Below are 23,169 nucleotides of genomic sequence, written 5' to 3'. Positions count from 1 at the left end.
TTTAATGACAGCTCTGCCTTTCCACTTATGAGGAGGATGACGATGGCTGGAATTCGTATTGTAGATATCGATATATATCACCCTGAAACCAAGGTGCACAATGATTTTTATATTGAACATTTTGATGCCAGAGGGGTCGATATTCGTGGTTTGTTAAAAGCACTCGGGCGGGAGTCACGTTACAAAATTGATCGGCATGACGAAAATTCACTGACCATGGCCTTCGAGGCAACCCGAAAGCTACTCGCTAAAACCGGGTTAACCGGACAAGATATTGACTTGATTGCGTATGCAAGCCAAACACCGGAATATATTTTCCCTACGAATTCCTTAATGATTCATCATCTGATCCGCGGGGCAGCCCACACCATCTGTATTGATAGCAATGCCAACTGTGCAGGGATGACCGCAGCTTTCGAACAGGTCAGTCGGCAGATGCTTGGTAATCCAAGGATCAAACGGGCATTAATTATCGGCTCAGACTACGTAGCTCCTCATGCCAGTCCGGATGACCCGGTTTATTTTGCAAATTTCGGAGATGCAGCCGCAGCCGTAATTGTAGAACGGGATGAACATGCCGTTGGCTTTATTGATTCGATCTATCAGACGGATACCTGTGTATATCAAAATTCACTCTTTCCAGCCGAAGGACTCGCAAAGCTCGGAAGCACGGGTGTTGATGCAGGAGTTTTCCATGTAAAATTCACACCGTTTGACGATTCGATCTGTGTCGATGCTGCTTCTGAGTCCATTCGAACATTGCTAACGCGGAACGAAATCACACCGAATGAGATTAAAGCCGCCTGTTTCTCTCAGCTGTCCATTGCTAACATTCGTGCAGTGTCCGAAAACATCGGGATTGCTGATGACATTGCTGTATATATTGGCGACGAATTTGGTTATACCTCGACAAGTAGCCCGTTTATAGCCATGCATCGAGCCATTAGCTCCGGAAAGCTGCAGCGCGGTGACAAAGTGTTGTTCTGGACCGTTGGCGCCGGGTGGCAAAATGTTGCCATGGTCGTGGAATACTAAGAGCAAAAGCACTTCTTCAAACTTATATGTTCAATCTGCAGGACGACCTTGAGGAGCAACCCTTCATTCATCGTCCTTTTTTTGATCTTATTTTTCAATCAAATTCTACCTAAACATAAAAAGCAGCCCACTTGGACTGCCCTTCATCCCTTACGCTACATATGTTGCTGATTGGCTCATCGTCAAAATATTTTCTTGGTCTCCCGGTCATCCTTCAGAATTTCAACGGCTTCCCGGAACCGCAGGGAGTGCACAATCTCGCGTTCCCGCAAAAATTTCAGACTGTCCTGTAAGTCCACGTCATCCGTTAAATCAATTAACCATTGATATGTAGCCCGAGCTTTCTCTTCGGCTGCGATATCCTCGTACAAATCCGCGATCGGATCACCTTTCGCTTGAATATACGTGGCCGTGAAAGGCACTCCTGCGGCATTGTTGTAAAAGAGGGCCTTATCATGTGCTGCATAATGAGCATCCAATCCGGCCTGCTCCAGCTGCTCCATCGTGGCATCCTTGGTGAGTTTGTAGATCATCGTCGCAATCATCTCCAGGTGGGAAAATTCCTCCGTCGCAATGTCGTTCAATAGACCGATAATTTTATCGGGAATCGTATAACGTTGATTCAGGTATCGCAAGGCTGCTGCGAGTTCTCCATCCGCACCGCCATATTGTTCCATCAGTAGCTTTGCCATATGAGGATCACATTTACTCACCCGAACCGGATATTGCAATTTTTTTTCATACACCCACATGCACAGGACGCCTCCTTCGATTTTATACTTGCCAAGGCCAAGGTGTCTGGGACCACTCCCACGGATATTTGGAAAAGGCATGACCAAAGTTCGTCAGCGGACCATATAACTGCTGAAACTCATGCGCAACGCGCATCCGTTCCTGGCTGAACTTGTTATACTGTTCGATACTTTGAAAATCTCCCGGATGCGTATCCAGATACAGATTCAGCTCAACCAAGACAAAATCCAGTGCCTGTAGTTCCTCCAGCAGTTCGTAATATTTGGCGTCACAGGCTTTCGGCTGTTCCTTCTCCATCGTTCACCACCGCCCTTTCCTTCGTTTTTTTCGAGGTATACGGACTGTATAGTGCTGGCCACAATGTGCCGATTCTTAAAGCTTCAGCCGGACTGTATTGTGGCCAGCCCATCGGTTGAAAAGGAATAAATAGTTGCGGCGGAACCAGATACGTACGAATACCTAGAGGTTTACACGGATCAAATGGACCCACAAAAGGAACATAAGCCCGAACCTGAGGATCTTTCAGAGGATCTTTCAATCGAAACGCCTCCTTTATCATGCAATTACATGTATTTCGGTATTGCTTCATAAGGCATACAATACATCCCCATCATTTCCTGTCCTTATAACAATATGTCGAGATGATCAAGATAATCCCTTTTTACGGAAACTAAAACAAGGATTTTGCCATTCTAGCCCAAGCTTGCGCTTATTCCTGCCATGCAAAAAAGACCTTTGAAAGGTGTCATAACACCACTTCAAAGGTCCTGCTTAAAGGTCTTGCTTATTCGCTATTTTTCACGTCGATCATCATCCTGAGACAACAGAAGATCACTGATCCTCTTCGAGAGATTCATCTTGTTCTTTCACTTGCTTGTACACTTTGACCCGGTTAATTCGTAAACGTGTAGACTCTTCGACTTCGAAGACATAACCGTTTCGCTCACGTGTTTTTCCCTTGGCCGGACTGCCTTCCAGTTCTTTGAATAGCCAGCCGCCAATCGTATCCACCTCTTCATCCTCGATGATCGCTCCGGTCCATTCATGAACTTCCTCAATCAACGAACGTCCATCGATCGAAAATGCCTCACCGATTCGTTCCATATGCGGCCGCTCATCCTCGAATTCATCATACAGATCCCCAACGATCTCTTCCAAAATCTCTTCAGCCGTCAGCAATCCTGCTGTCCCCCCGTATTCGTCGACTACAAGCGTCATCTGGGAGTGCTTTTTCTGCATTAAACGTAATACATGGCTGATCTCCATAGACTCGGGCACGTTCAGAATCGGACGTACCATTGAAGCCAGATCCTGTTGTTGCTCCGGTTCTGCCAGAAGCAAGTCCGTAATATGAATAAATCCGATAATCTCGTCCTTATCTTCTACTGCAACCGGGTAACGGGAATGCTTCGTTGCGTTGATGATCTTTAGATTTTCCTCCAGTGACAGATGGGTATACAAACAGTCCATATCTGTACGAGGCAACATAACTTCACGAGCCAGCATGTCAGAGAAATCAAAGATATTATCCATCAGCTTGATCTCATCCTTGTCGATGACCCCGCTTTTGGCACTCTGTTTCATCAGGATGCGAAGCTCATCTTCCGAATGGGCCTCGCTTTCACTCGCGGGTTCAATACCAGCCAGACGTAATAAAGCATTCGCTGATGCGTTAAGAATCCAGATAAACGGGAAGAAAATTTTATAAAATAGTAATAACGGTGCCGATAAAAGCAACGCCACTCCATCTGTTTTTTGAATTGCCAGCGATTTAGGAGCCAGCTCACCAAGTACAATGTGCAGAAACGTGATGATACAGAAACCGATAATGACGGATACCGTTGTAATCAAGCTTGTATCGGAAACGCCAAGCTTAAACATCAACGGTTCCACAAGCAGTTTGGAGATTGCAGGTTCCCCCAACCAACCCAGTCCGAGAGATGTCAGTGTAATCCCGAACTGCGTTGCCGACAGATAGGCATCCAGTTTACCGTTCACCTTCAGGGCATAACCAGCCAGACGGTTTCCCTCACTCTGCAATTGTGTCAGGCGTGTCTGTCTTACTTTGACGAGAGAGAACTCTGCTGCGACAAATACACCATTCAAAAATACGAGCAAAAAGACACAGACCAGATTAAATACCAGCTGTCCAAGATGAAATTCGGTATGAATGCCCAAGATGTAACTCCCCTTCTCTGTCTATTTCAGGAATGCACCTGGAATATTAGCGTAAAATAGCTTTTCTTGATTTGAAGTCCACGCCTTTATAATACATATCGGCCACAAGCAGATTTGGCCCGCAACAGGACGCAGCATCACAATGGCAGTTTACCGTCTGATTAAGCGGATGCTCCGCAGACCATTCGTGGAATACGTCATCCAGTTTTCGGTCATGGATGTTGCCGAATGCAGGAATATCCGCGAAATCAGTCACGTACACGTTGCCTGTAAACATGTTGACGTTAACACGGTTGCGCCCGTCCGGATCATTACGAACCGTTACATTCGGTTCGCTGTACAAGCGATTAATCAGTTCACGATCCTGCTCAGCTGCACTGCATGCAAAGAACGGCAGTGTTCCGAAAAGCATCCACATGTCTTTGTCACGCACATCAAGCAAGCGATGAATGGCATTCCTCATGTGATCCAGCGATAACACTGGAAGAGAGGATGCAAAATTAGAGTTGTACATCGGATGCACTTCGTGCCGTACACAGCCCATTTCCCGAATCAACTGGTGAATGCCGTCCAGCTTATCATGCGTACGATAATTAATCATCGACTCAGCGGAAATAAACATTCCGGCCTCACTTAGCTTGCGAGAGTTCTCCATCATCTTTTCATACATTTTCACGGCTACTTCACGTTTTACCGGTCTACCGCTGTTGGCGAATCCCACCTGATGGAAATCATCTGCATTCAAATAATTGAAGGAGATGTGCATCACATCCAGATACGGGAGAAGTTTTTCATAACGGCTGATATCCAGTGTCAGATTGGAATTGATCTGGGAGCGAATTCCGCGTTCCTTCGCATATTTAAGCAGAGGAATGATCATCTCATCCACTGTCTTTTGGCTAAAGCTGGGTTCACCGCCTGTCAGACTGATCGTCTGCAGGTGCTCCACCTCATCAAGTCGTTTCAACATGAGTGAGAGTGGCAGTGCAGGTGCCTCTTGCATCGTAAGCATATCCCCTACGGCACAATGCTCACATCGCATATTGCATAGATGTGTCACTGTCATTTCTACACTGGTCAGCACATGCCGGCCATATGCACGCAGAGAGCCAATCGGATCCCACGGATCATTCGTTGGCGATAATGGCATCGGTTGTACCGATCCTGAGTTTAGCATGGTCATTGTTCTTCACCTTATTCCTTTTATTAACCTAAAAAGTTTTATTTACATCATATCCGAGATTACTTTTTTGGGAGTTATCTTTTATCATAGCACAATTATGAATCTTCCTGCACAGCCAAACCCTGACCATTACATGACAAAAAACGCCCATGAATCATCGGAAATTAACCTGGCTTCACTTTCCCGATATGACCACCTGAGCGCCTGCTCTATACTTCGTTAGCTTAACTATTCAGCTGTTCATGCTTCATAAGTGTAACAGAATCTTCCGCTCCCTCCACCCCTGTAATCATGACTGATAGCTTCGTAGCAAGATTTATTTCGTAGGGGGCTGTAAGGACCTGTCCTTCTGCATCCTTGATCACACGAATCAATGGGCGTTGTGGCACGCGGGGTTGAATTGCAGCGACAACGCCAACTTCTCCCGTGCTCAGTTTTACGGATATACCTACGGGATAGATCGCTACACAATCCCTAAACTTTTCAAGCATCCACTGTTCATAAAGCGTTCCAGAACCTGTATACAATACCTCCACGGCTTGATGCGGCAATAAAGCTTGACGATAGACCCGGTTGGTCGTCATGGCATCATACGAATCGGCAAGAGCAATCCACTTCGCATATTCATGGATTTCATTGCCTTTCAATCCAAAAGGGTAGCCACTGCCATCAATTCGCTCATGATGTTGCAGTGCACAGTGTGCTGCGAGCAGAGGGATGCCTGGTTCATCCTTGAGAATTCGATGTCCGTACGTGGTATGCTGTTGAATAATTTTGTATTCCTCATCACTCAGACGTGAAGGCTTATGTAAAATATCGGAGGGAATCTGCGTTTTTCCAATATCATGGAGCAGGGCGCCTAGACCAATCTCCATGAGTTGCTGACGGGTATAACCTGATGCCACACCGAGAACAAGAGTATACACACAAACATTCAGTGAGTGAGTATACAGGTCAAAATCGCTGGAGTTCATGTCCATTAACATGATCATCGCTTCCTTTTGACCACCAATGTCCTCAAGAATGCTGTTCATTACACCACTAAGCGCTTTACCAAAATGTGTGATCTGGTTTTTACTTTTGAAGCCGGACATATGTTGAAACTGTTGTTTGATCTCCACAAGAGCTCTTCGCTTGGTCTCTTCCTGTAACATTTCGGGCACGATAATGTCTTCTGTGGCAGCATCCTGAATATATACATATCCAATCCCAAGATCTTTCAACCGTCCGATTAACCGACTCGTCAGTTCTACATCCTCACTGAGTAAAACCAGACCTTCCTCACTAAAAATTCGTTTCCCCAGCTTCATGCCAGGCTGCAATAAGTTTATATGTACTAAACGCACAGCCTATCCTCTCCCGCTCCATAGATGTAATGAACACTAGCCGCCGCATCAGCAGAAGGCAGTCTTGTTCTAGCTTGGTAACCAGCGATTACGCAGGCTCTCCTCCAGCGCTCCTGGTCGTTTTAATTCTTCTTCCAGCAAATCCCTTATAAATTCCGGAAGGTAATATTGTATATTGCTTCCTTGAGCCAAAGAAGGGTATCCCACGTTAAACGTAAACATATCAAGCGTTCCAACCACATATTCACGCTTCCCATCCATAGGTATACCGTTCACATAAATGGATTGGATCTTATCATACGCTGGCGCACTGGGGTCGTAAAGAACCTCTATTCCATCCACACATAACGTCCCGAGAATACGTCCCCGAAAGCCAAATCCCACGATGGGTTTAGAGAAGAATTCCTTCAACAGTGACTGTTCAAGCGCTTCACGAATCTGATCACCATTCAAACATATTGTACAAGCATTTATTGGAGATGGACATAGGGAATGTAACATTCCTTTCGTAATGTCGCCTTGTGGCAGGTTTCCGAGTAACTGGCCCGCATTCACAAGCGATATTTCCGCTTTTGTAAAGTGCCGTACAGCTTGCGCAAGCAAGATAGCAAAAGGAGATTCCCGCTCATAATAAACGGGCAAGGTTCGATCCGTGATCACGGCCGTCTGATCCAGCAATCGTTCAGCTTCCGTACGGTTCGTAGCAATTGCCAGAGACACCTGCTCTTCCAGCATGCTGCTGTGTACTGGCACACAACCGCTGCTCACAAGCTGCACAGGCTCTGCTTGGCCTGCTCTTTCCAGCACAACTCTCCCGAGCCATTGTCCGAATTTACCTGCCGCACCCAGCACGGTATTGCCAATCAGCAAGGGTTCCTCCAGAACATGATGGGTGTGTCCGCCCAGGACAACATCAATGCCCTCAACCTGTTCCGCCAGTCTTTTGTCCGTTGAAAGACCCAGATGAGATAAAACAACGATCACGTCCACCTGCTCACGCAGTACCTTAACCTGATCTCTTAAGGTTTCTACAGGGTCCGTCACTTGCCAGCCCAGCAGTTCATAGAAGGTGTTAAACGGGGCTGTTGCTCCTAGCAGGCCAATGCGAAACGGTCCTTTTTCGACAATAACCCAAGATTTCATCCAGGCTGGAGGACGTCCTGTATCCTGTTCAAACACATTGCCGCACACAATAGGGCAAAGGAGCCCCGTATAGGACTGAGCGAGTTGGTCAGGCGTAAAGGTTAGCCCCTCATTATTTCCAATCGTAATGGCATCATAGCCTGTCAGATTGAGCACATCTACGTTCGCCTTTCCGAGTGTGCCTTCCGTTTCAACAGCCATTCGATCCATATGGTCTCCAATATCGAGGACAAGCAGATGTCCACCTTGGGCACGTTCCTCATTGATCATAGCAGCGATCGCACTCATAGAGCCGAAATGACTATGTATATCATTGGTGTGCAGAATAGTTAATGTTTGCTTCTCGCTGCCGCGCATTACACTGCCTCCCCTGCCGTTCATTAAACGTACATTCTTCTAATGGATAAGCATAACATTTTCTACGTCGTTATGATATATTTATAAGGTTTAGAGATCAAAAAGGAGCGATTCATTCCATGAAATTGACAATTCAACTATTTGCAGGTATTGCAGAACGTTTAAATACATCCCAACTTGCATTTGAGTATGATGGTGATACGCTTACAGCTGCTGTGCTTAAAGAACAATTGAGCCAGGCTTATCCTGAGGTTGCCACGCAGATTCGTTCATCATTTTTAGCAGTAAACCAGAGGTACGCTCCTGCCGATACATTACTTAAGGCAGATGATGAACTGGCTTTGATCCCGCCTGTATCCGGAGGCGACGGTTCGACGGACGAGAGTAAAGATCATCCTCGTACACAAGAGCATCGCACAGAAGATGGTATGTTTCTAATTACCAATGCACCCTTGTCCGTTGAGGCAACGACCGACTTGGTCATCACAGCCAATCATGGCGCTGCATTAACTTTCGTAGGAACGACACGGGAAATGACTGGCGAACAGCGCACGGTTTATCTGGAATACGAAGCGTACGTACCCATGGCGCTGTCCCATATGGCTGCGATCGGCACGGAGATAGCAGAACGCTGGCCAGGTGTCCGCTGTGCGATCAGTCATCGAATCGGCAAAGTTGACGTGGCCGAAATCAGTGTCGTTATCGCGGTATCGTCGCCTCATCGCAGTGACTGTTACGATGCAAGCCGTTACGCCATTGAAAGACTGAAACAAACCGTACCGATTTGGAAAAAGGAAATCTGGGAAGACGGTTCGGAGTGGAAGGGGCATCAACTAGGACCCTGGAACCCCATGGACTAGAAAAAAATGAGTCTATCCGCTGTGTACAGAGGCAAATGAACAGTAAATAAGTCGTTGTCAACCCATTTTTTTCTTGTTATTATAATGATATGTGTCGATATTAGTCGAGGAAAAGGTGGTTTATACGTGAGAGTGCATGTTACAGATCTTAAACCCGGCGACCTGCTAAAAAATGATATCTACAATACTTCAGGTCTCCACATGCTGATGAAAGGTTCCGTTCTCAGCGAAGATGATATATCTAAGCTGCTGCAGCATGGAATTGATTTCGCAGATGTAGAACAATCATCCGACCTTCACTCTAATGAACAAAACTTGCCTTCCGATCAGACCCGTCTGTTAACCAATCTGTTTAACGACACGATCAAAGGCACAGAATCTCTGTTCGAACAAGCCATAGAAAAAGGCTTTATTGATGAATCACAGGTTGACGAAATATTAGGCACCCTAACGGGACAGCTTGAAAAACAAAAAGATGTTGTCTCCCTGTTACTTATGCTGGATGGAGACATTGACTACACCTATAACCACTCCTTGCAGGTTGGTATGCTCGCTTTTTATATTGCTAACTGGATGGGTTACAGCCCGGATGAATGTCTTACGGTAGCCAAGGCAGGATATCTTCATGATATTGGCAAGTCTAAAATTCCTTCTGAAATCTTACATAAACCAGGCAAACTAACGACAGAAGAATTCGCAGAAATGAAAAAACATACCTTTTATGGTTACGATATTATTAAAGCTTCAACAGAGGACGAAATCATCGCCTTGGTTGCTCTTCAACATCATGAGCGTGAGGATGGCAGTGGTTATCCGCATGGTTTGCGAGGAGATGAGATTCACCCCTATGCTCGTATAACTGCTGTAGCCGACGTTTACAGCGCAATGACAACGAATCGGGTGTATCAGACCAAACAGGAGCTAATTTCTGTTCTATGCGAACTGTACAGCCTCAGTTTTGGTCAGTTGAATGGCGAAGCAACCCAAGAGCTAATCAAACATATGCTTCCGAATTTTATTGGTAAAAAAGTACTTCTCACGACAGGACAAACCGGTGTCATTGTAATGAACAATCCAGCTGACTACTTCCGCCCACTTGTTCAGACCTCTACGGCCTTTATCGATTTAGCGAAAGAAAGAGACATTGCCATTGTAGAGATTTACGTCCAATAAATACGAGTGAAGAGAAAAGAGGGACCAAAGGAAGCTCGATCAAGCTTCCTTTGGTCCCTCTTGCTTATATTCGGTCGATGGAGTTACACACAGAATGCTTTTGTGATGATAACCAACAGGATGAACAGTACCAAGATCGCGCCAACCGAAGTACATGGATTGTATCCACCTACACCGCCTACACCACCAACGTTGCCTTTACAGCCATAACCTACTTCGCTCATGTGATTGCCTCCTCTTTATCAGGTATACCCTAACATATGACGCTTCCCCGCCGGAGGAACTGGGCGAAACGGCATTCTTCGCAATTTGGTTCTTAGCCCATAGGATGTAAGTGGTTTGCTCTTTTACTGGCCTTGGCTCAAGCTTCAATCCTCTTTTGGCACCTGTTTTCCCGTTTCCTTTCGATGCATGATCACAAGTATTCTCCAAAAATCATAACTCCCTCTGTCATCCTGAATATAGGGACGATAATAAGCCAATGCCTCCTGCGCCCAGTCAGGGCAACTCATGTTGGATAATCGCTTTTGTTCTTGAATCCAGTTTCCTTGAAGCTCCAATTGCTTCTGCATAAGCGTGAACAACTGCTTTTCCTGACTTGTCATGGGTAGGCCCTCCTCTTCTTGAGAGATCGTTCCGTATTCGTTTAACAAATACGCCGTTGGTTCCACAACGCCATCTTCACTTGCAGTATACCCGTACGAAGGCGAGCTTGTTTTACGAATCTCATAATGTACGTGGGGCCCTGTGCTCTGTCCTGTACTGCCTTGATCACCGATCAGTTGCCCTTTCCTCACTCGCTGACCAACATTAACGGCAATACGGGAAAGGTGGCCATAACAATGCAAGTATCCACGATGATCCTCCAGTGCCACAGTAAGCCCGTAACCGCCAAAACCGGAGCCTGTACGTCCTTCCGTTGCAAAACGTACCGTTCCTTCAAGAAAAGCAGATATAGGCCCGTTCCAAGGTTCCTTGACCAGGTCTACTCCTCGATGAAAGGTCTGGCCTCCATGTATAGGATGAATTCGATAACCGAATGAACTAGTAATCCGATACCCTTCGAAAGGGTTTGCATTCATAGACTCACATCCTTTTTCTACCATTAAATGCTTAACTCTATGAATTGGCCTGTGCTATTAGTCTTATTTTTACATGTTAATCAAAGATTACTCTCTTTATGGCATAAGAAAAAAGACGAACCATGACGGTTCGTCTTTTTTCAGTACATATGTCTTAACCGATGGAGCCTTCCATCTCAAACTTGATGAGACGATTCATCTCAACCGCGTACTCCATTGGCAATTCTTTCGTGAACGGCTCAATGAAGCCCATGATAATCATCTGTGTTGCTTCCGCTTCGGTCAGACCACGGCTCATCAGGTAGAAGAGTTGATCCTCCGACACTTTGGATACTGTTGCTTCATGCTCCAGCATGATGTTATCATTCATGATTTCGTTGTAAGGAATTGTATCCGATGTGGACTCATTATCGAGAATGAGGGTATCACATTTGATGTTGGATTTCGCGCCTTCAGCTTGGCGTCCAAAGGAAGCCAGACCACGGTACGTTACTTTCCCGCCGTGTTTACTGATCGACTTGGATACGATTGTCGAAGTTGTATCTGGAGCGAGGTGAATCATTTTCGCGCCTGCATCCTGGTGCTGGTTTTTACCTGCAACAGCGATGGACAGAACGGAACCTTTAGCTCCACGGCCTTTCAGTACAACTGCAGGATATTTCATCGTCAGTTTGGAACCGATGTTACCATCGACCCATTCCATCGTTGCGTTCTCTTCAGCAACCGCACGTTTGGTAACAAGGTTGTAGATGTTTGGTGCCCAGTTTTGGATCGTTGTGTAACGAACGCGGGCATTTTTCTTACAGATGATCTCAACTACCGCACTGTGCAGGGAGTTTGTGCTGTAAATTGGAGCAGTACAACCCTCTACGTAGTGAACGAAGCTGTCTTCGTCTGCAATAATCAATGTGCGCTCGAATTGGCCCATATTTTCGGAGTTAATCCGGAAATATGCTTGAAGAGGCACTTCACATTTTACGCCTTTTGGTACGTAAATGAAGCTTCCTCCGGACCATACCGCACTGTTCAGCGCAGCAAATTTGTTATCTGCTGGCGGAATAACGGTAGCAAAATATTCACGCAGGATTTCCGGGTGCTCTCTCAGAGCCGTATCCGTATCCATGAAGATTACGCCTTGGTCTTCAAGTTCCTTCTGCATGTTGTGATATACAACCTCGGACTCATACTGAGCCGATACCCCAGCAAGGAACTTTTGCTCCGCTTCTGGAATACCCAGTTTATCAAATGTTTCTTTAATTTCGGAAGGAACTTCTTCCCATGTTTTTCCTTGTTTTTCCGAAGGACGAACATAGTATTGAATATCATTGAAATCCAGTCCATCCAGATCGCCGCCCCATTTAGGCATAGCCATCTTCTCGAACTGTTTCAAGGATTTCAAACGGAATTCCAGCATCCACTCCGGTTCGTTCTTGATTTTAGAAATTTCCGTTACAACTTCCGCTGTCAGACCTTTCCCGGTTTGAAAGATGGATTTATGCTCATCGCGAAAACCATATTTATACTCTTCCATTTCTGGTGCTTTTTTAGCCATCTTGCTCGACCTCCCTATCGTTATTGTACATTGTCCTCTTCGTCAATTCCTTTGCGTAATGCATTCCAGGCCAGAGTGGCACATTTGATGCGTGCAGGGAACTTGTTCACACCGGATAGGGCTTCGAGATCTTCATAATCGTCGAAATCGACTTCTTCCCCTTGCATCAATGAGGAGAAACGGTTAGCCAGATCGAGCGCCTGTTCAATCGTCTTGCCTTTGACAGCCTCGGTCATCATCGATGCCGAAGACATGCTGATCGAACAACCTTCTCCCGTATACTTGGCCTCCTGAACGATTCCGTCATTCAGCATCAGCTGCAGTGAAATCCGGTCGCCGCACGTTGGATTGTTCAAATTCACCGTGACGACGTCATTGTCAAACGTTCCGCGGTTACGCGGGTTTTTGTAATGGTCCATTATAACACGTCGGTACAGATCATCAAGTTGCATCGCCAAAATACTCCTTTGTCTGGATTAAGGCGCTGACAAGCCGATCTACATCTTGTTCGTTATTGTATAGATAAAAGCTCGCACGAGCCGTTGAGCTTACTTCAAGCCAGCGCATCAGCGGCTGACAGCAATGGTGGCCTGCACGAATCGCTATACCGCTCGCATCCAGCACAGTTGCCACATCATGGGGATGGACATCTCCCAAGTTAAAGGTCACTACACCAACATGGCGTTTAGCCGGACCATAGATCGTTAGACCATCAATCTCAGCGAGACGTTCTGTGGCATAAGCAGCGAGTACACCTTCATGGTGAGCAATCTCGTCCATACCAATCTGTTCAAGAAAATCAATGGCAGCCCCCAAACCTACTGCTCCCGCAATAATCGGGGTTCCACCTTCAAATTTCCACGGCAGTTCTTTCCAGTTGGAGTCGTACAGTCCTACGTCATTAATCATCTCACCGCCAAATTCAATCGGTTCCATGGACTCCAGCAGCGCCTTTTTGCCGTAGAGTGCACCGATACCAGTTGGCCCGCACATTTTGTGACCGGACAGTGCGTAGAAATCACAGTCCAGATCTTGCACGTCTACCTTCATATGAGGCGTGCTCTGTGCACCATCCACAACGATAACGGCACCGTTGCGATGGGCTATCTCAGCGATTTGTTTCACGGGATGCACAATCCCCATTACATTGGATACATAGGCAATCGCGACAACTTTAGTTTTGTTGGTGATTGTTTGCTCCACATCAGACAACTCAATATGGCCGTCTTGCTGAAGCGGAATGTACTTCAATGTAGCACCTGTCTCCTTGGCCACTTGCTGCCAAGGGATCAGATTACTATGATGCTCCATCTGTGTAAGGACAATTTCATCGCCTTCTTTACAATTGGCGCGTGCATAAGACGAAGCCACCAGGTTCAGGGCTGTCGTTGTGCCGCGTGTAAAGATGATCTCCTGCGTGCGACGAGCATTGATAAACTTGGCAACCTTCTCACGAGCTCCTTCATAAGCGTCCGTTGCCCGGCTTCCGAGTGTATGCACACCTCGATGCACGTTGGAGTTTTCATATTCATAATAATGTTTAACCGCGTCAATCACAGCACGAGGCTTTTGCGAAGTCGCAGCACTGTCTAGATATACGAGCGGGTGTCCATTGATTTCCTGGTGGAGGATCGGGAACTGCTCGCGAATGGATGGGTTCATTGTCCCAGCTTCTTCTCAATCAGGGACTGCAATTGGGTACGCAGTGCTTCCAAAGGAATATCCGCCACCACCGGTGCAAGGAAGCCATAAATGATCAGGCGCTCCGCATCCGTACGGTTAATCCCGCGAGACATCAAGTAATGAATTTGCTCTGCATTCACTTGACCTACAGAAGCCGCGTGACCTGCTGTTACATCATCCTCGTCAATCAGAAGGATCGGGTTGGCGTCTCCACGTGCTTTAGGACTAAGCATCAGTACTTTCTCGGTTTGCTGTCCATCCGCTCTTGTAGCGCCTTTCTCAATTTTCGTAATACCGTTAATGATTGCCGAAGCCTCTTCACGCATAACCGCACGTGTGATCATTTGGCTTGGCGTATTTTTACCGAAGTGACGTGCTTCAGTTGTGTAATTAATCTTCTGTGAACCGGAACCAACCGCAATCACTTTGGAATCCGAAGTGGACCCATTGCCTTTCAAAACACTCATCGTGTTGCTAGCCGTATCACCATTGTTCATTTCACCAACGATCCATTCAATGGAGCTGTCATTTTCCAGAACAGCACGGCGGAAGGATACATCCGTTACATTAACATTCAGTTGGTGAACCGTTGCGAAGCGTACTTTTGCACCCGCTTTTACGAATACTTCGACAACTCCGTTATGGAATACCGGTGAAGAGAGCTCACCAGACACATAGTTGTCTACGTAAGTAACCGAGCTGTTTGCTTCGGCAACAACGAGTACGTGAGGTGCAAATGTCGCGGAAGCATCATCTGTAAGCAATACAGCTTGCAGTGGAACTTCGATGTTCACGTTTTTCGGAACGTACAGGAACACCCCGCCATTCCACAATGCTGCATGCAATGCGGCAATGGAATGTTCATCGGCTTTGACCGCTGTGTTCAGGTAAGGCTTGACCAGATCAGCATGCTCACGAACAGCAGTAGCCAGATCCGTGAAGATGACACCTTGTGCTGCCAGATCAGCAGACAATTTGGAATATACTGCACCAGAGTTGCGCTGGATTACCAGGCTACCCTCTGCTTGATCCTGAACCAGCTCTTTGATGGAAGCAGGCACTTCTTCCAAGGAAGAAATTGTGGCTTCTGCTTTATATGTGCCGTACTCGCTGATACTCCAGCGTTCGATTTTTTGTTTTTCCAGTTTGGGAAGCGCCAGCTCACTCGCAAGCTTCAAAGCCTCGAGCCGCTGCTCAGTCAACCAGCCGGGTTCATTGTTACTTTCCGACAAGGCGCGAAGCGCTTCAGATTCAACCGGAAGAATTGTTTGTGTAGTCATTTATTATCCTCCTCCGTTTTGTCTTTACGCTTCTTGACCTACAGTTTCGTCTGTAATTCCCAGTTCCGCTTTAACCCAGTCATAACCTTCAGCCTCGAGACGTTGAGCCAGCTCAGGTCCGCCAGATTTTACGATGCGACCTTGCATCATTACGTGTACATAGTCCGGAGTGATGTAGTTAAGCAGGCGTTGATAGTGCGTGATGATCAAGAAGCCGCGATCTTCGCTCTTCATTGCGTTTACACCTTCTGCAACAATTTTCAAAGCATCGATATCCAGACCGGAGTCGATCTCGTCAAGTACGACGATTTTAGGGTCCAGCAACATCATTTGCAGAATTTCATTCCGTTTTTTCTCACCACCGGAGAAACCTTCATTCAGGTAACGATGTGCAAACTCAGGGTTCATATCGAGTTCTTTCATTTTACCTTCCATTTGACGGATGAACTTGATCAGGGAAATTTCGTTACCTTCACCGCGACGAGCGTTGATTGCACTTCTCAAGAAGTCGGAGTTTGTTACACCCGCGATTTCGCTCGGGTATTGCATAGCCAGGAAGAGGCCGGCACGTGCGCGCTCATCTACAGCCATATCCAGTAAATCTTCGCCATCGAGAGTTACTGTACCGTCTGTTACTTCATATTTAGGATGTCCCATCAGAGCAGAAGCCAACGTGGATTTACCTGTTCCGTTCGGTCCCATGATCGCGTGGATTTCTCCACCTTTCATTTCCAGGTTGATGCCTTTCAGGATTTCTTTACCTTCAATGGTCGCTTTCAGACCTTCAATGACGAAATTCGTAGTCATGTGTATTGTTTCCCTCCATTGATTAAATTGATGTTTACTGTCGAAAACGAAAAAGCACCTATTATATCTGAACAGGGCTTCCCCTGACTTTCTCTGTTTCATCATACATCTGTAAAGCAATTTCTCCTTGTTACTCTAATGCTCATTCATCATAAGCTATAGAGTAACAATCACTTTAGAATAATTCTAAACTGATTCTCAATGATTATCAAGTCATTTCCTATCAATTCTTGTCCTTCTCAGGAAACTTCATTCCTTATGATTCTATAATAAATGACTGTTTGAATCAAATTAGAAAACAACTTTTCATTTTTCACACAGTGATATAAATCACAAATTTCACAGTTTGTTCGGCTTGCACACCCGAATCGAGTAGGAGACTGCCCATTAGTTGGACAGCCGACCTCTCACACCACCGTACGTACCGTTCGGTATACGGCGGTTCAACCGTTTAAGTGTAATTGACGTAAGCGCTCGTACTGGGCAGGGAAGTTATAATACCCTGCCTGTGCGAGCCTTTCGTTTGTTACAGAGCGATTCAGGACTGCACTTCCGGCTATTCGCCAGTAGCCCAGCCTTGTATTCCCCCATTGGTAGGCCTGCCACTCCGGTATCCCCAGCTTTCGCAGGTTCTGCACCTTTGTTCGAGGCTTCTTCCACTGTTTCCAAATGTACATCCGCATTCGTCTTCGTAGCCATTCATTCCAGCTTTGCAGAATTCGCTTCATGTCCGCTACGTAGAAGTACCCGATCCATCCGCGAATGTAGACTTTCACGTTCTCCATGACCTGCCGGGCGTTCCTGCCTTGGCTTCGATTCGTTAGTTCTTTCAACTTCTTCTTGGCCTTCGCCAGGGACTCACGATGGACGCGTATATATACGCCGTTTCCATTCTTCCCTAACGCGAATCCGAGGAATTTGAAATGTTTCTGCGCCACGATGCTGACCACCTTGCTTTTCTGCGTGTTTATTTGGAGCTTGAGCTTTTGTTCCAGATATGTCCGGCTGGATGCCAACAGTCGCAGGGCGGCTCTTCTGCTTTTCGCGAGGACAACGATGTCATCGGCATAGCGAATGACCCTTACGCCTCGACCTTCCATCTCCTGATCAAATTCGTTCAGGTAGATATTCGCCAAGAGCGGGGATAGCGGTCCGCCCTGTGGGGATCCCTCTTCCACCCTCCGGCGTATGCCATTCTCCATAACGCCGCTTTTCAGATACTTCTTGATCAGATCGATGACACATTTGTCCTGAATTCGTTTTCGCAGTAAGTTCAAAAGAAGCTCGTGGTTCAACGTATCGAAGTATCTCGACAGGTCGATTTCGACTGCATGTCCGTATCCCTTCTCCGCATAGGCTTTGACTTTTCCAATGGCTTGTTGCGCGCTTCGCCCAGGGCGGTAGCCGTAGCTTCCGTCCGAGAAGAGCGGCTCGAACAACGGTTGCAGTTGCTGTGCGATCGCTTGTTGAATCACCCGATCGATGACCGTCGGGATGCCCAGCTTTCGCACGCCACTTCCATCTGGTTTGGGGATTTCCTTGCGCCGCACCGGACTTGGCTTGTAGCTGCCTTCCCGAATGCTTTGCAGGAGTTCCTCTCTGTTTTCGCGCAACCACGGCAACGCCATCTCCACGGTCATTCCGTCGATTCCCGGCGCACCATGGTTGCGTTTGACCTGTTTATACGCCCGGTTCAGATTGTCTCTGTTCAGGATGCGTTCCATCAGGCCTTTTGCACCGTCTCTTTCTCTACTTTCCCGAGTTTCGATACTCCGCGCTCCGGCATACCCTTCGCGTTCCACGCCATCTCTTTGCCGGTAGCCCTTTCGGTATTCTGCTTTCATCGCATCGACTCTCCTTTCAGTCTGTACTTAAGACTTACGATTGTTCAGTCCTTCCCGAAAAAAAATTCCGGTACTATGACTTCTGCTGACTTCTCACCACAAGCTTTACTCCGTCTTTCGGATTTTTTTTTTTCCTACTTCACGTCAGTGAGACCTCCCCGGGTAAGGGCGATAACTTTCCCCTCATCCATCTGCCACATCTACATGATGAGATTTCGGGCAGTATTGGACTTCGCTTTGTAATGCAAGCTCATCCATCTCATCATGCCTTGTATGTGATTTCTGTTCGTCAGACCGAGGGTTTGCCTCCGGCTTCCTTCAGATTCGGCCTCACGACCGACACCCTTGCCCTTGGCTAACAGTTCCTACTGCCAAGCCTGTAGCGGACTTTCACCGCCTAGTTATCGCCCATGCCGGGCGCACAATGAAAAAGGACTTATCCATTTCTGGACAAGTCCTTTAGACTTTTTTCACACAAGTTTTCGCAAATGATAAGATTACATTCTGAGTGTCTCGTTAATCTTCTGTACCTGTTCTGCAAAATCCGCAACGTTCAGCACCGGCGTCATTTCGCGCGGCACCAAACCATTGGGAATGGAAATCCATGAACGGCAACCGTTATATTCAGGTAAAACGGGTATTTCCATCGGTTCCTGCAAACGGTACACACGTAAAATCAACACGTGGAGCGGATCTTTCTTTTTCCACTTCAAACGGGATTCGGCAAAATCCGCTGTCCACATATGATATTCCAGAAGTCGATCCAGCATCTCCTGATCTCGAATCTCCAAATCCTGCGTTACTTCAGCATACGATGTAATGCGGACGGTTGAAGCTTCAGGCACCCATTCGGCCAGCGACTCTTCAACATAGGATTGATCCGAGGACTTGATCAGTTCTTTACGCTGATGCTCATAAGTCGGATACAGGTAAAATGCTGGACTTTTCAACTCAAAATGTTTCGTTTCCTCCACAATCCCGCCTTTGCGCATCACCATAATCTGGCGACCGTGTTCCAGCGCTTGGATTGCAGAAGCCCATTCTTTTAAAGCCGGTATTACTGCTGTGTCTAACATTGTGTTCGCCCTCCCCTGTCACTCTTGACAGCAGTATAGACGCTTCACACTTATCTGACAACTTTTAGCAAGCAACACTGGACTTTTTACGGATGAACTCATCAGCCGCGAATGGGTTACAGACAGACGGATCTGAGTCCGCCCTGAAATGCTTTATCCCAGGTATGCACGAAGCATCCACATATGTTTCTCCAGATCCGCTTTAAAGCCTGTCAGCATATCAGCAGTCGGTTGATCCTCAGCCGCATCGGCCAAATCAATACCTTCCTGGTACTCATTGGAAAGAGTTGCGAAGTCTTCAATCAGGTTTTGTACCATAGCGTTCGCATCTTCTTTGCCGGAAGCTTCCTGGATCGAAGCCATCTCGAGATACTCTTTCATCGTTGCTGCCGGGCTGCCTTTCAGTGTAAGCAAACGCTCAGCAATTTCGTCCATTTGAACGGTGATTTCGTTATAGAACTCTTCAAATTTCACATGCAGTGTGAAAAAGTTCGGGCCTTTTACATACCAGTGATAGTTATGGATTTTGACATACAGCACGTTCAGGTTAGCTACCTGACGATTAAGTACTTGTTCAACGGATTTTGCTTGGTCTGTTTTGTTTTTTGTAGCCATATTCAATCCCATCCTTTAATTTAAAATGTAGTCTGCCCAAGTCATCTCAGGTCACCCTGGATGCAAGACAGAGAGTAAATGTCAGAACCCGCCAAGTTCGCGGAAGTGTTATGCGGCGCGGTTTTATTCAACCGTCCGGCCTATTCACTTTTACCCGTGAGCCTGATCTTCGAATCACCGTAACCCAGACTTGTCTCAAAAAAAAGTTCAAAAAACGCGCTTTATCCGATATACTGTCATAAACCAAGCAAAGAAGTGGGTTTTCCTGTTTCTTCATATATATGGAGGTGGCACCTTTGACTCAATATCATCCCTTAACCCCACAAGAAGCGATCGAATTAGCCAAAACTTTACCGGGTCCATTTACGGCAGATGCGAATCTGGATTGTCGTGAGATCGGTGACGGCAACCTGAATCTCGTTTTCCATATCACGGATCAGAACTCCGATAAAAGTATCATTATCAAACAAGCGCTTCCTTATGCGAAAGTAGTTGGCGAATCCTGGCCGCTTTCCCTCGTACGTGCTCGCATTGAACGTGAAATTTTGCAGGAAGAATATCGTCTGTGCCCTGGAATGGTGCCCGAAGTGTATCATTATGACGATGATCTTGCATTAACGGTCATGGAGGACTTAAGTGACCATGTTATTATGCGCAAGGGTCTGATTGACGGAGCTTCCTACCCTCTTTTCGCCCGTCATATCGGGGAGTTTATGGCGAGAACCCTCTTCTTCACTTCAGACCTCGGCATGAACCAACAACAGAAGAAAGAACAGCAGGGACGATTCGTCAACCCTGACCAATGTAAAATAACAGAAGACCTGATCTTTGATGAACCGTATCGGATTGCACAAAATAACAACTATGAAGCAGCGATCGAAGATGAGGCCGAGGCGCTTCGTACTGACGAAGGACTTCATTTGGAGATCGCCCTGCTCAGGGAAAAATTCCTGACCCATGGCCAAGCACTTCTACACGGTGACTTGCATACAGGCAGTATTTTTGTAACATCGGAGTCGACCAAGGTCATTGATCCGGAGTTTGCTTTCTATGGGCCGATGGGTTTTGACGTAGGTGCCGTGCTGGCCAACCTGCTGCTTCATTATGTTTCACTGTCCGGCCGTTTTCAGGATAAATCAACGCGAAATAAACGTGAAACAGAGTTGCTGGACATGGTACGTGATGTCTGGACTGAATTCGATACTCGTTTCCGCGCACAGTGGAGTACTGATCTCATTGATCCGATGGCTAAAACGCCGGGTTATCAAGACCTGTATGTACAGCAGCTATTTCGAGATACGATTGGTTTTGCCGGGGCTAAAATGGTACGTCGCATCGTAGGACTTGCCCACGTCGCTGACATCGACACCATTACGGATGCTACTGAACGTGAACATGCACAGCGCAAGGCACTGGCCATTGGTAAAACCTTGATTAAGAACAATCGTCAAGTAAATACAATCGGTGAGGTGCTGGATCTGGTATCTTCTGCTCTCACAACGGTTAAAGTCTAACATTATTGAACGGAGGAACATCCATGACAACCCCTGAACATCAGCCTCTGTCTTCGCTAAACTGGAAAAAGGACAAGCTTGAAATGCTCGATCAGCGTCTGCTGCCCGAAACGATTCTGATGCTGAAACTGTACACTCCTGAGGAAGTATGGGAGTCCATCCATTCCATGAAAGTACGTGGTGCGCCTGCCATTGGTATTGCGGCGGCCTTCGGCGTAGTGCTCGGAGCCAAAGCTTATGATGGCATCGCTATTCAAGGCTGGCTGGATCATGTGAAATCCGTCTGTGCACATTTGGCAACATCACGTCCGACAGCGGTTAATCTTTTTTGGGCATTAGATCGCATGATGCAAAAGGCTAACCAAGTTGTAGAAGCTGGTCTAAGTCTGGATGAAAGCACAGATGCGCTTGAAGCAGAAGCATTGTTGATTCAGAAGGAAGATGAAGAAGTATGCCGCATGATCGGTGAACATGCCCTGCCTTTATTTGAGGATGGTATGGGTGTACTTACACACTGTAACGCAGGAGGTCTGGCGACAGCGAAATACGGTACGGCAACTGCTCCGATGTATCTTGCTCAAGAGCGTGGCATTCATCTGAAGGTATTTGCTGACGAGACACGTCCCGTCCTCCAGGGCGCTCGTTTAACTGCTTTTGAGTTGCAGCAGGCCGGAATTGACGTAACGTTACTCTGTGACAACATGGCGGGTATGGTCATGTCTAAAGGATGGGTACAAGCTGTCATTGTGGGTACGGATCGGGTCGCAGCAAACGGGGATGTCGCCAACAAAATTGGTACATACAGCCTGGCTGTACTGGCCAAAGCGCATAATATTCCTTTTTATGTAGCAAGTCCACTATCAACCATTGACCTGTCCACAACGTCCGGCGATCTGATTCCAATCGAAGAGCGTGCTGCTGAGGAAGTTACCGAAGGGTTTGGCAAGCGTACTGCACCGCAGGGTATTAAGGTGTTTAATCCAGCCTTTGACGTTACCCCGAACGAATATGTTACCGCAATTATTACGGAAAAAGGTATTGTTCGTGCCCCTTTCCAAGAGAACCTCACGGCTTTATTTGCGGAATAAAAAGATATATAAGACAACCCATATAGCAACCATTGTTGTGGGTCTGTAAAGAAAAGGGACAAGACGGATGCCTCCGACTTCGTCCCTTTTTTTCTGTTCTATTTCTATGGTGCCGTATGAAAAACCGGCACGTGCTTCAGATCATTTTTAACAACGCTTCTACACCTGTCATACCTACTGTAATCCCCATAGCCTCTGCCTCAGTCGTCACCGATTCCATTGGTGCATGAAGCAGCTGCTCCAGTGTTCGCACGCCAACAGCCCGTGCGGCTACAATCTTGCGATCGCCCAGCTTCTCATTCAATAACCCCACATCCAGGGCGCCGCACATGATATACCCTTTGGATGTATTAATCGTTAACAGTGTCGTTTTGGGAAGTTTCACTTCTACCCCAACCAGCACCTGTTCTCCCACCACAATCGGCTCCATCGTCACCATAATCTCACGATCCACCTCCTCTTCAACAGATCACGATAATTGTATGCCCTTTGGCCAATCGCCGTGTGGACACCTGCCGTGATGAGCAAAAAGTGGGTAGTTTTAACGTGTGTTAACCTCTTAGTGAGAACATAATAAAGAAAAAATGGGATCATTCTAAG

The 23,169-nt window shown here is 46.8% G+C and carries 23 protein-coding genes; 5 read left to right on the top strand and 18 right to left on the bottom strand.

Translation table 11 applies throughout. The features are described 5' to 3' along the window. Nucleotides 1-42 precede the first annotated feature (42 nt). Entirely contained in the window at nucleotides 43-1,035 is a 993-nt protein-coding gene (locus Q9R46_RS04695; protein ID WP_311279135.1) for a 3-oxoacyl-[acyl-carrier-protein] synthase III C-terminal domain-containing protein, read from the top strand. Nucleotides 1,036-1,217: 182 nt separating this feature from the next. Here the strand turns inward: Q9R46_RS04695 and Q9R46_RS04690 are convergent, their stop codons facing one another. The 7 genes from Q9R46_RS04690 to Q9R46_RS04660 form a co-directional block, all read right to left on the bottom strand. Continuing rightward, nucleotides 1,218-1,787 (bottom strand): manganese catalase family protein, encoded by a 570-nt coding sequence (locus Q9R46_RS04690; RefSeq protein ID WP_311279134.1) that lies wholly within the window; start codon nucleotides 1,785-1,787, stop codon nucleotides 1,218-1,220. Nucleotides 1,788-1,809: 22 nt separating this feature from the next. After that, nucleotides 1,810-2,085 carry a spore coat protein CotJB gene (locus Q9R46_RS04685; protein ID WP_090920142.1) on the bottom strand — a complete coding sequence of 92 codons (276 nt, stop codon included), beginning with the start codon at nucleotides 2,083-2,085 and terminating at the stop codon, nucleotides 1,810-1,812. Then, nucleotides 2,057-2,347, bottom strand: coding sequence for a spore coat associated protein CotJA (locus tag Q9R46_RS04680; protein WP_145329123.1), 291 nt, complete (start codon nucleotides 2,345-2,347; stop codon nucleotides 2,057-2,059). The genes Q9R46_RS04685 and Q9R46_RS04680 overlap by 29 nt, the downstream gene beginning before the upstream one ends. Before the next feature lie 272 nt (nucleotides 2,348-2,619). Beyond that, nucleotides 2,620-3,966: a hemolysin family protein gene (locus Q9R46_RS04675; protein WP_311279133.1), complete on the bottom strand. Its 1,347-nt coding sequence runs from the start codon at nucleotides 3,964-3,966 to the stop codon at nucleotides 2,620-2,622. A 46-nt stretch (nucleotides 3,967-4,012) separates the two neighbouring features. After that, nucleotides 4,013-5,149, bottom strand: a complete 1,137-nt coding sequence (gene yfkAB, locus Q9R46_RS04670) for a radical SAM/CxCxxxxC motif protein YfkAB (RefSeq protein WP_145329119.1) — start codon at nucleotides 5,147-5,149, stop codon at nucleotides 4,013-4,015. 224 nt (nucleotides 5,150-5,373) lie between these two features. Next, nucleotides 5,374-6,495, bottom strand: a complete 1,122-nt coding sequence (locus Q9R46_RS04665) for an HD-GYP domain-containing protein (RefSeq protein ID WP_311279132.1) — start codon at nucleotides 6,493-6,495, stop codon at nucleotides 5,374-5,376. 69 nt (nucleotides 6,496-6,564) lie between these two features. Further along, nucleotides 6,565-7,995: a bifunctional metallophosphatase/5'-nucleotidase gene (locus tag Q9R46_RS04660; protein ID WP_311279131.1), complete on the bottom strand. Its 1,431-nt coding sequence runs from the start codon at nucleotides 7,993-7,995 to the stop codon at nucleotides 6,565-6,567. A 119-nt stretch (nucleotides 7,996-8,114) separates the two neighbouring features. Between Q9R46_RS04660 and Q9R46_RS04655 the strand changes: the two genes are divergently transcribed. Beyond that, a complete protein-coding gene (locus tag Q9R46_RS04655; RefSeq protein WP_145329113.1) occupies nucleotides 8,115-8,855 on the top strand; it encodes a molybdenum cofactor biosynthesis protein in 741 nt (246 codons plus the stop codon). Nucleotides 8,856-8,981: 126 nt separating this feature from the next. After that, complete coding sequence (locus tag Q9R46_RS04650; protein ID WP_145329111.1) at nucleotides 8,982-10,028, top strand: HD-GYP domain-containing protein; 1,047 nt, start codon at nucleotides 8,982-8,984, stop codon at nucleotides 10,026-10,028. A gap of 83 nt (nucleotides 10,029-10,111) precedes the next feature. On the opposite strand, the gene Q9R46_RS04645 is transcribed toward Q9R46_RS04650, so the two are convergent. The 10 genes from Q9R46_RS04645 to Q9R46_RS04600 form a co-directional block, all read right to left on the bottom strand. Next, nucleotides 10,112-10,252, bottom strand: a complete 141-nt coding sequence (locus Q9R46_RS04645; protein ID WP_167375722.1) for a hypothetical protein — start codon at nucleotides 10,250-10,252, stop codon at nucleotides 10,112-10,114. A 144-nt stretch (nucleotides 10,253-10,396) separates the two neighbouring features. Further along, on the bottom strand, nucleotides 10,397-11,110 hold the full coding sequence (locus tag Q9R46_RS04640; RefSeq protein WP_311279130.1) for a M23 family metallopeptidase: 714 nt from the start codon (nucleotides 11,108-11,110) through the stop codon (nucleotides 10,397-10,399). 154 nt (nucleotides 11,111-11,264) lie between these two features. After that, nucleotides 11,265-12,662 carry a Fe-S cluster assembly protein SufB gene (gene sufB / locus Q9R46_RS04635; protein WP_090920114.1) on the bottom strand — a complete coding sequence of 466 codons (1,398 nt, stop codon included), beginning with the start codon at nucleotides 12,660-12,662 and terminating at the stop codon, nucleotides 11,265-11,267. Nucleotides 12,663-12,682: 20 nt separating this feature from the next. Then, nucleotides 12,683-13,114 carry a Fe-S cluster assembly sulfur transfer protein SufU gene (gene sufU, locus Q9R46_RS04630; RefSeq protein ID WP_090920111.1) on the bottom strand — a complete coding sequence of 144 codons (432 nt, stop codon included), beginning with the start codon at nucleotides 13,112-13,114 and terminating at the stop codon, nucleotides 12,683-12,685. Further along, the gene (locus tag Q9R46_RS04625; protein WP_145329103.1) at nucleotides 13,104-14,324 is read right to left on the bottom strand and encodes a cysteine desulfurase; all 1,221 of its coding nucleotides are present in this window, start codon (nucleotides 14,322-14,324) and stop codon (nucleotides 13,104-13,106) included. The genes sufU and Q9R46_RS04625 overlap by 11 nt, the downstream gene beginning before the upstream one ends. Further along, nucleotides 14,321-15,625, bottom strand: a complete 1,305-nt coding sequence (sufD, locus tag Q9R46_RS04620) for a Fe-S cluster assembly protein SufD (protein ID WP_311279129.1) — start codon at nucleotides 15,623-15,625, stop codon at nucleotides 14,321-14,323. The genes Q9R46_RS04625 and sufD overlap by 4 nt, the downstream gene beginning before the upstream one ends. Nucleotides 15,626-15,649: 24 nt before the next feature. Then, nucleotides 15,650-16,432 carry a Fe-S cluster assembly ATPase SufC gene (sufC, locus tag Q9R46_RS04615; protein WP_145329098.1) on the bottom strand — a complete coding sequence of 261 codons (783 nt, stop codon included), beginning with the start codon at nucleotides 16,430-16,432 and terminating at the stop codon, nucleotides 15,650-15,652. Nucleotides 16,433-16,875: 443 nt separating this feature from the next. After that, nucleotides 16,876-18,276: a group II intron reverse transcriptase/maturase gene (gene ltrA, locus Q9R46_RS04610; RefSeq protein WP_311279128.1), complete on the bottom strand. Its 1,401-nt coding sequence runs from the start codon at nucleotides 18,274-18,276 to the stop codon at nucleotides 16,876-16,878. A 497-nt stretch (nucleotides 18,277-18,773) separates the two neighbouring features. After that, on the bottom strand, nucleotides 18,774-19,352 hold the full coding sequence (locus tag Q9R46_RS04605) for a DUF1802 family protein (protein WP_311279127.1): 579 nt from the start codon (nucleotides 19,350-19,352) through the stop codon (nucleotides 18,774-18,776). Between the two features lie 153 nt (nucleotides 19,353-19,505). Then, nucleotides 19,506-19,967: a Dps family protein gene (locus Q9R46_RS04600; protein WP_090920097.1), complete on the bottom strand. Its 462-nt coding sequence runs from the start codon at nucleotides 19,965-19,967 to the stop codon at nucleotides 19,506-19,508. Nucleotides 19,968-20,263: 296 nt separating this feature from the next. On the opposite strand from Q9R46_RS04600, the gene mtnK reads away from it, so the two are divergent. Both mtnK and mtnA read left to right on the top strand, forming a co-directional pair. Then, nucleotides 20,264-21,481 (top strand): S-methyl-5-thioribose kinase, encoded by a 1,218-nt coding sequence (gene mtnK, locus Q9R46_RS04595; protein ID WP_311279126.1) that lies wholly within the window; start codon nucleotides 20,264-20,266, stop codon nucleotides 21,479-21,481. Nucleotides 21,482-21,504: 23 nt separating this feature from the next. Beyond that, nucleotides 21,505-22,569 (top strand): S-methyl-5-thioribose-1-phosphate isomerase, encoded by a 1,065-nt coding sequence (gene mtnA, locus Q9R46_RS04590; protein WP_311279125.1) that lies wholly within the window; start codon nucleotides 21,505-21,507, stop codon nucleotides 22,567-22,569. 136 nt (nucleotides 22,570-22,705) lie between these two features. Here mtnA and Q9R46_RS04585 read toward each other — a convergent pair whose 3' ends face one another. Next, on the bottom strand, nucleotides 22,706-23,008 hold the full coding sequence (locus Q9R46_RS04585; RefSeq protein ID WP_311279124.1) for a YunC family protein: 303 nt from the start codon (nucleotides 23,006-23,008) through the stop codon (nucleotides 22,706-22,708). Nucleotides 23,009-23,169: the final 161 nt, after the last annotated feature.

This window comes from Paenibacillus sp. RRE4, from assembly GCF_031844205.1.
GTDB lineage: Bacteria > Bacillota > Bacilli > Paenibacillales > Paenibacillaceae > Paenibacillus > Paenibacillus xylanexedens_B.
The sequence above is the reverse complement of the archived record's forward strand: the minus strand, read 5'-3'. Positions and strand labels throughout refer to the sequence as shown.

Excerpts from the sequence above, each read along its gene's own strand:
- Q9R46_RS04695 (WP_311279135.1), top strand. The coding sequence starts at position 43 with ATGGCTGGAATTCGTATTGTAGATATCGATATATATCACCCTGAAACC.
- Q9R46_RS04690 (WP_311279134.1), bottom strand. The coding sequence starts at position 1,787 with ATGTGGGTGTATGAAAAAAAATTGCAATATCCGGTTCGGGTGAGTAAA.
- Q9R46_RS04685 (WP_090920142.1), bottom strand. The coding sequence starts at position 2,085 with ATGGAGAAGGAACAGCCGAAAGCCTGTGACGCCAAATATTACGAACTG.
- Q9R46_RS04680 (WP_145329123.1), bottom strand. The coding sequence starts at position 2,347 with ATGATAAAGGAGGCGTTTCGATTGAAAGATCCTCTGAAAGATCCTCAG.
- yfkAB (WP_145329119.1), bottom strand. The coding sequence starts at position 5,149 with ATGACCATGCTAAACTCAGGATCGGTACAACCGATGCCATTATCGCCA.
- Q9R46_RS04660 (WP_311279131.1), bottom strand. The coding sequence starts at position 7,995 with ATGCGCGGCAGCGAGAAGCAAACATTAACTATTCTGCACACCAATGAT.
- Q9R46_RS04655 (WP_145329113.1), top strand. The coding sequence starts at position 8,115 with ATGAAATTGACAATTCAACTATTTGCAGGTATTGCAGAACGTTTAAAT.
- Q9R46_RS04645 (WP_167375722.1), bottom strand. The coding sequence starts at position 10,252 with ATGAGCGAAGTAGGTTATGGCTGTAAAGGCAACGTTGGTGGTGTAGGC.
- Q9R46_RS04640 (WP_311279130.1), bottom strand. The coding sequence starts at position 11,110 with ATGAATGCAAACCCTTTCGAAGGGTATCGGATTACTAGTTCATTCGGT.
- sufB (WP_090920114.1), bottom strand. The coding sequence starts at position 12,662 with ATGGCTAAAAAAGCACCAGAAATGGAAGAGTATAAATATGGTTTTCGC.
- sufU (WP_090920111.1), bottom strand. The coding sequence starts at position 13,114 with ATGCAACTTGATGATCTGTACCGACGTGTTATAATGGACCATTACAAA.
- Q9R46_RS04625 (WP_145329103.1), bottom strand. The coding sequence starts at position 14,324 with ATGAACCCATCCATTCGCGAGCAGTTCCCGATCCTCCACCAGGAAATC.
- sufD (WP_311279129.1), bottom strand. The coding sequence starts at position 15,625 with ATGACTACACAAACAATTCTTCCGGTTGAATCTGAAGCGCTTCGCGCC.
- sufC (WP_145329098.1), bottom strand. The coding sequence starts at position 16,432 with ATGACTACGAATTTCGTCATTGAAGGTCTGAAAGCGACCATTGAAGGT.
- ltrA (WP_311279128.1), bottom strand. The coding sequence starts at position 18,276 with ATGAAAGCAGAATACCGAAAGGGCTACCGGCAAAGAGATGGCGTGGAA.
- Q9R46_RS04605 (WP_311279127.1), bottom strand. The coding sequence starts at position 19,352 with ATGTTAGACACAGCAGTAATACCGGCTTTAAAAGAATGGGCTTCTGCA.
- Q9R46_RS04600 (WP_090920097.1), bottom strand. The coding sequence starts at position 19,967 with ATGGCTACAAAAAACAAAACAGACCAAGCAAAATCCGTTGAACAAGTA.
- mtnA (WP_311279125.1), top strand. The coding sequence starts at position 21,505 with ATGACAACCCCTGAACATCAGCCTCTGTCTTCGCTAAACTGGAAAAAG.
- Q9R46_RS04585 (WP_311279124.1), bottom strand. The coding sequence starts at position 23,008 with ATGGTGACGATGGAGCCGATTGTGGTGGGAGAACAGGTGCTGGTTGGG.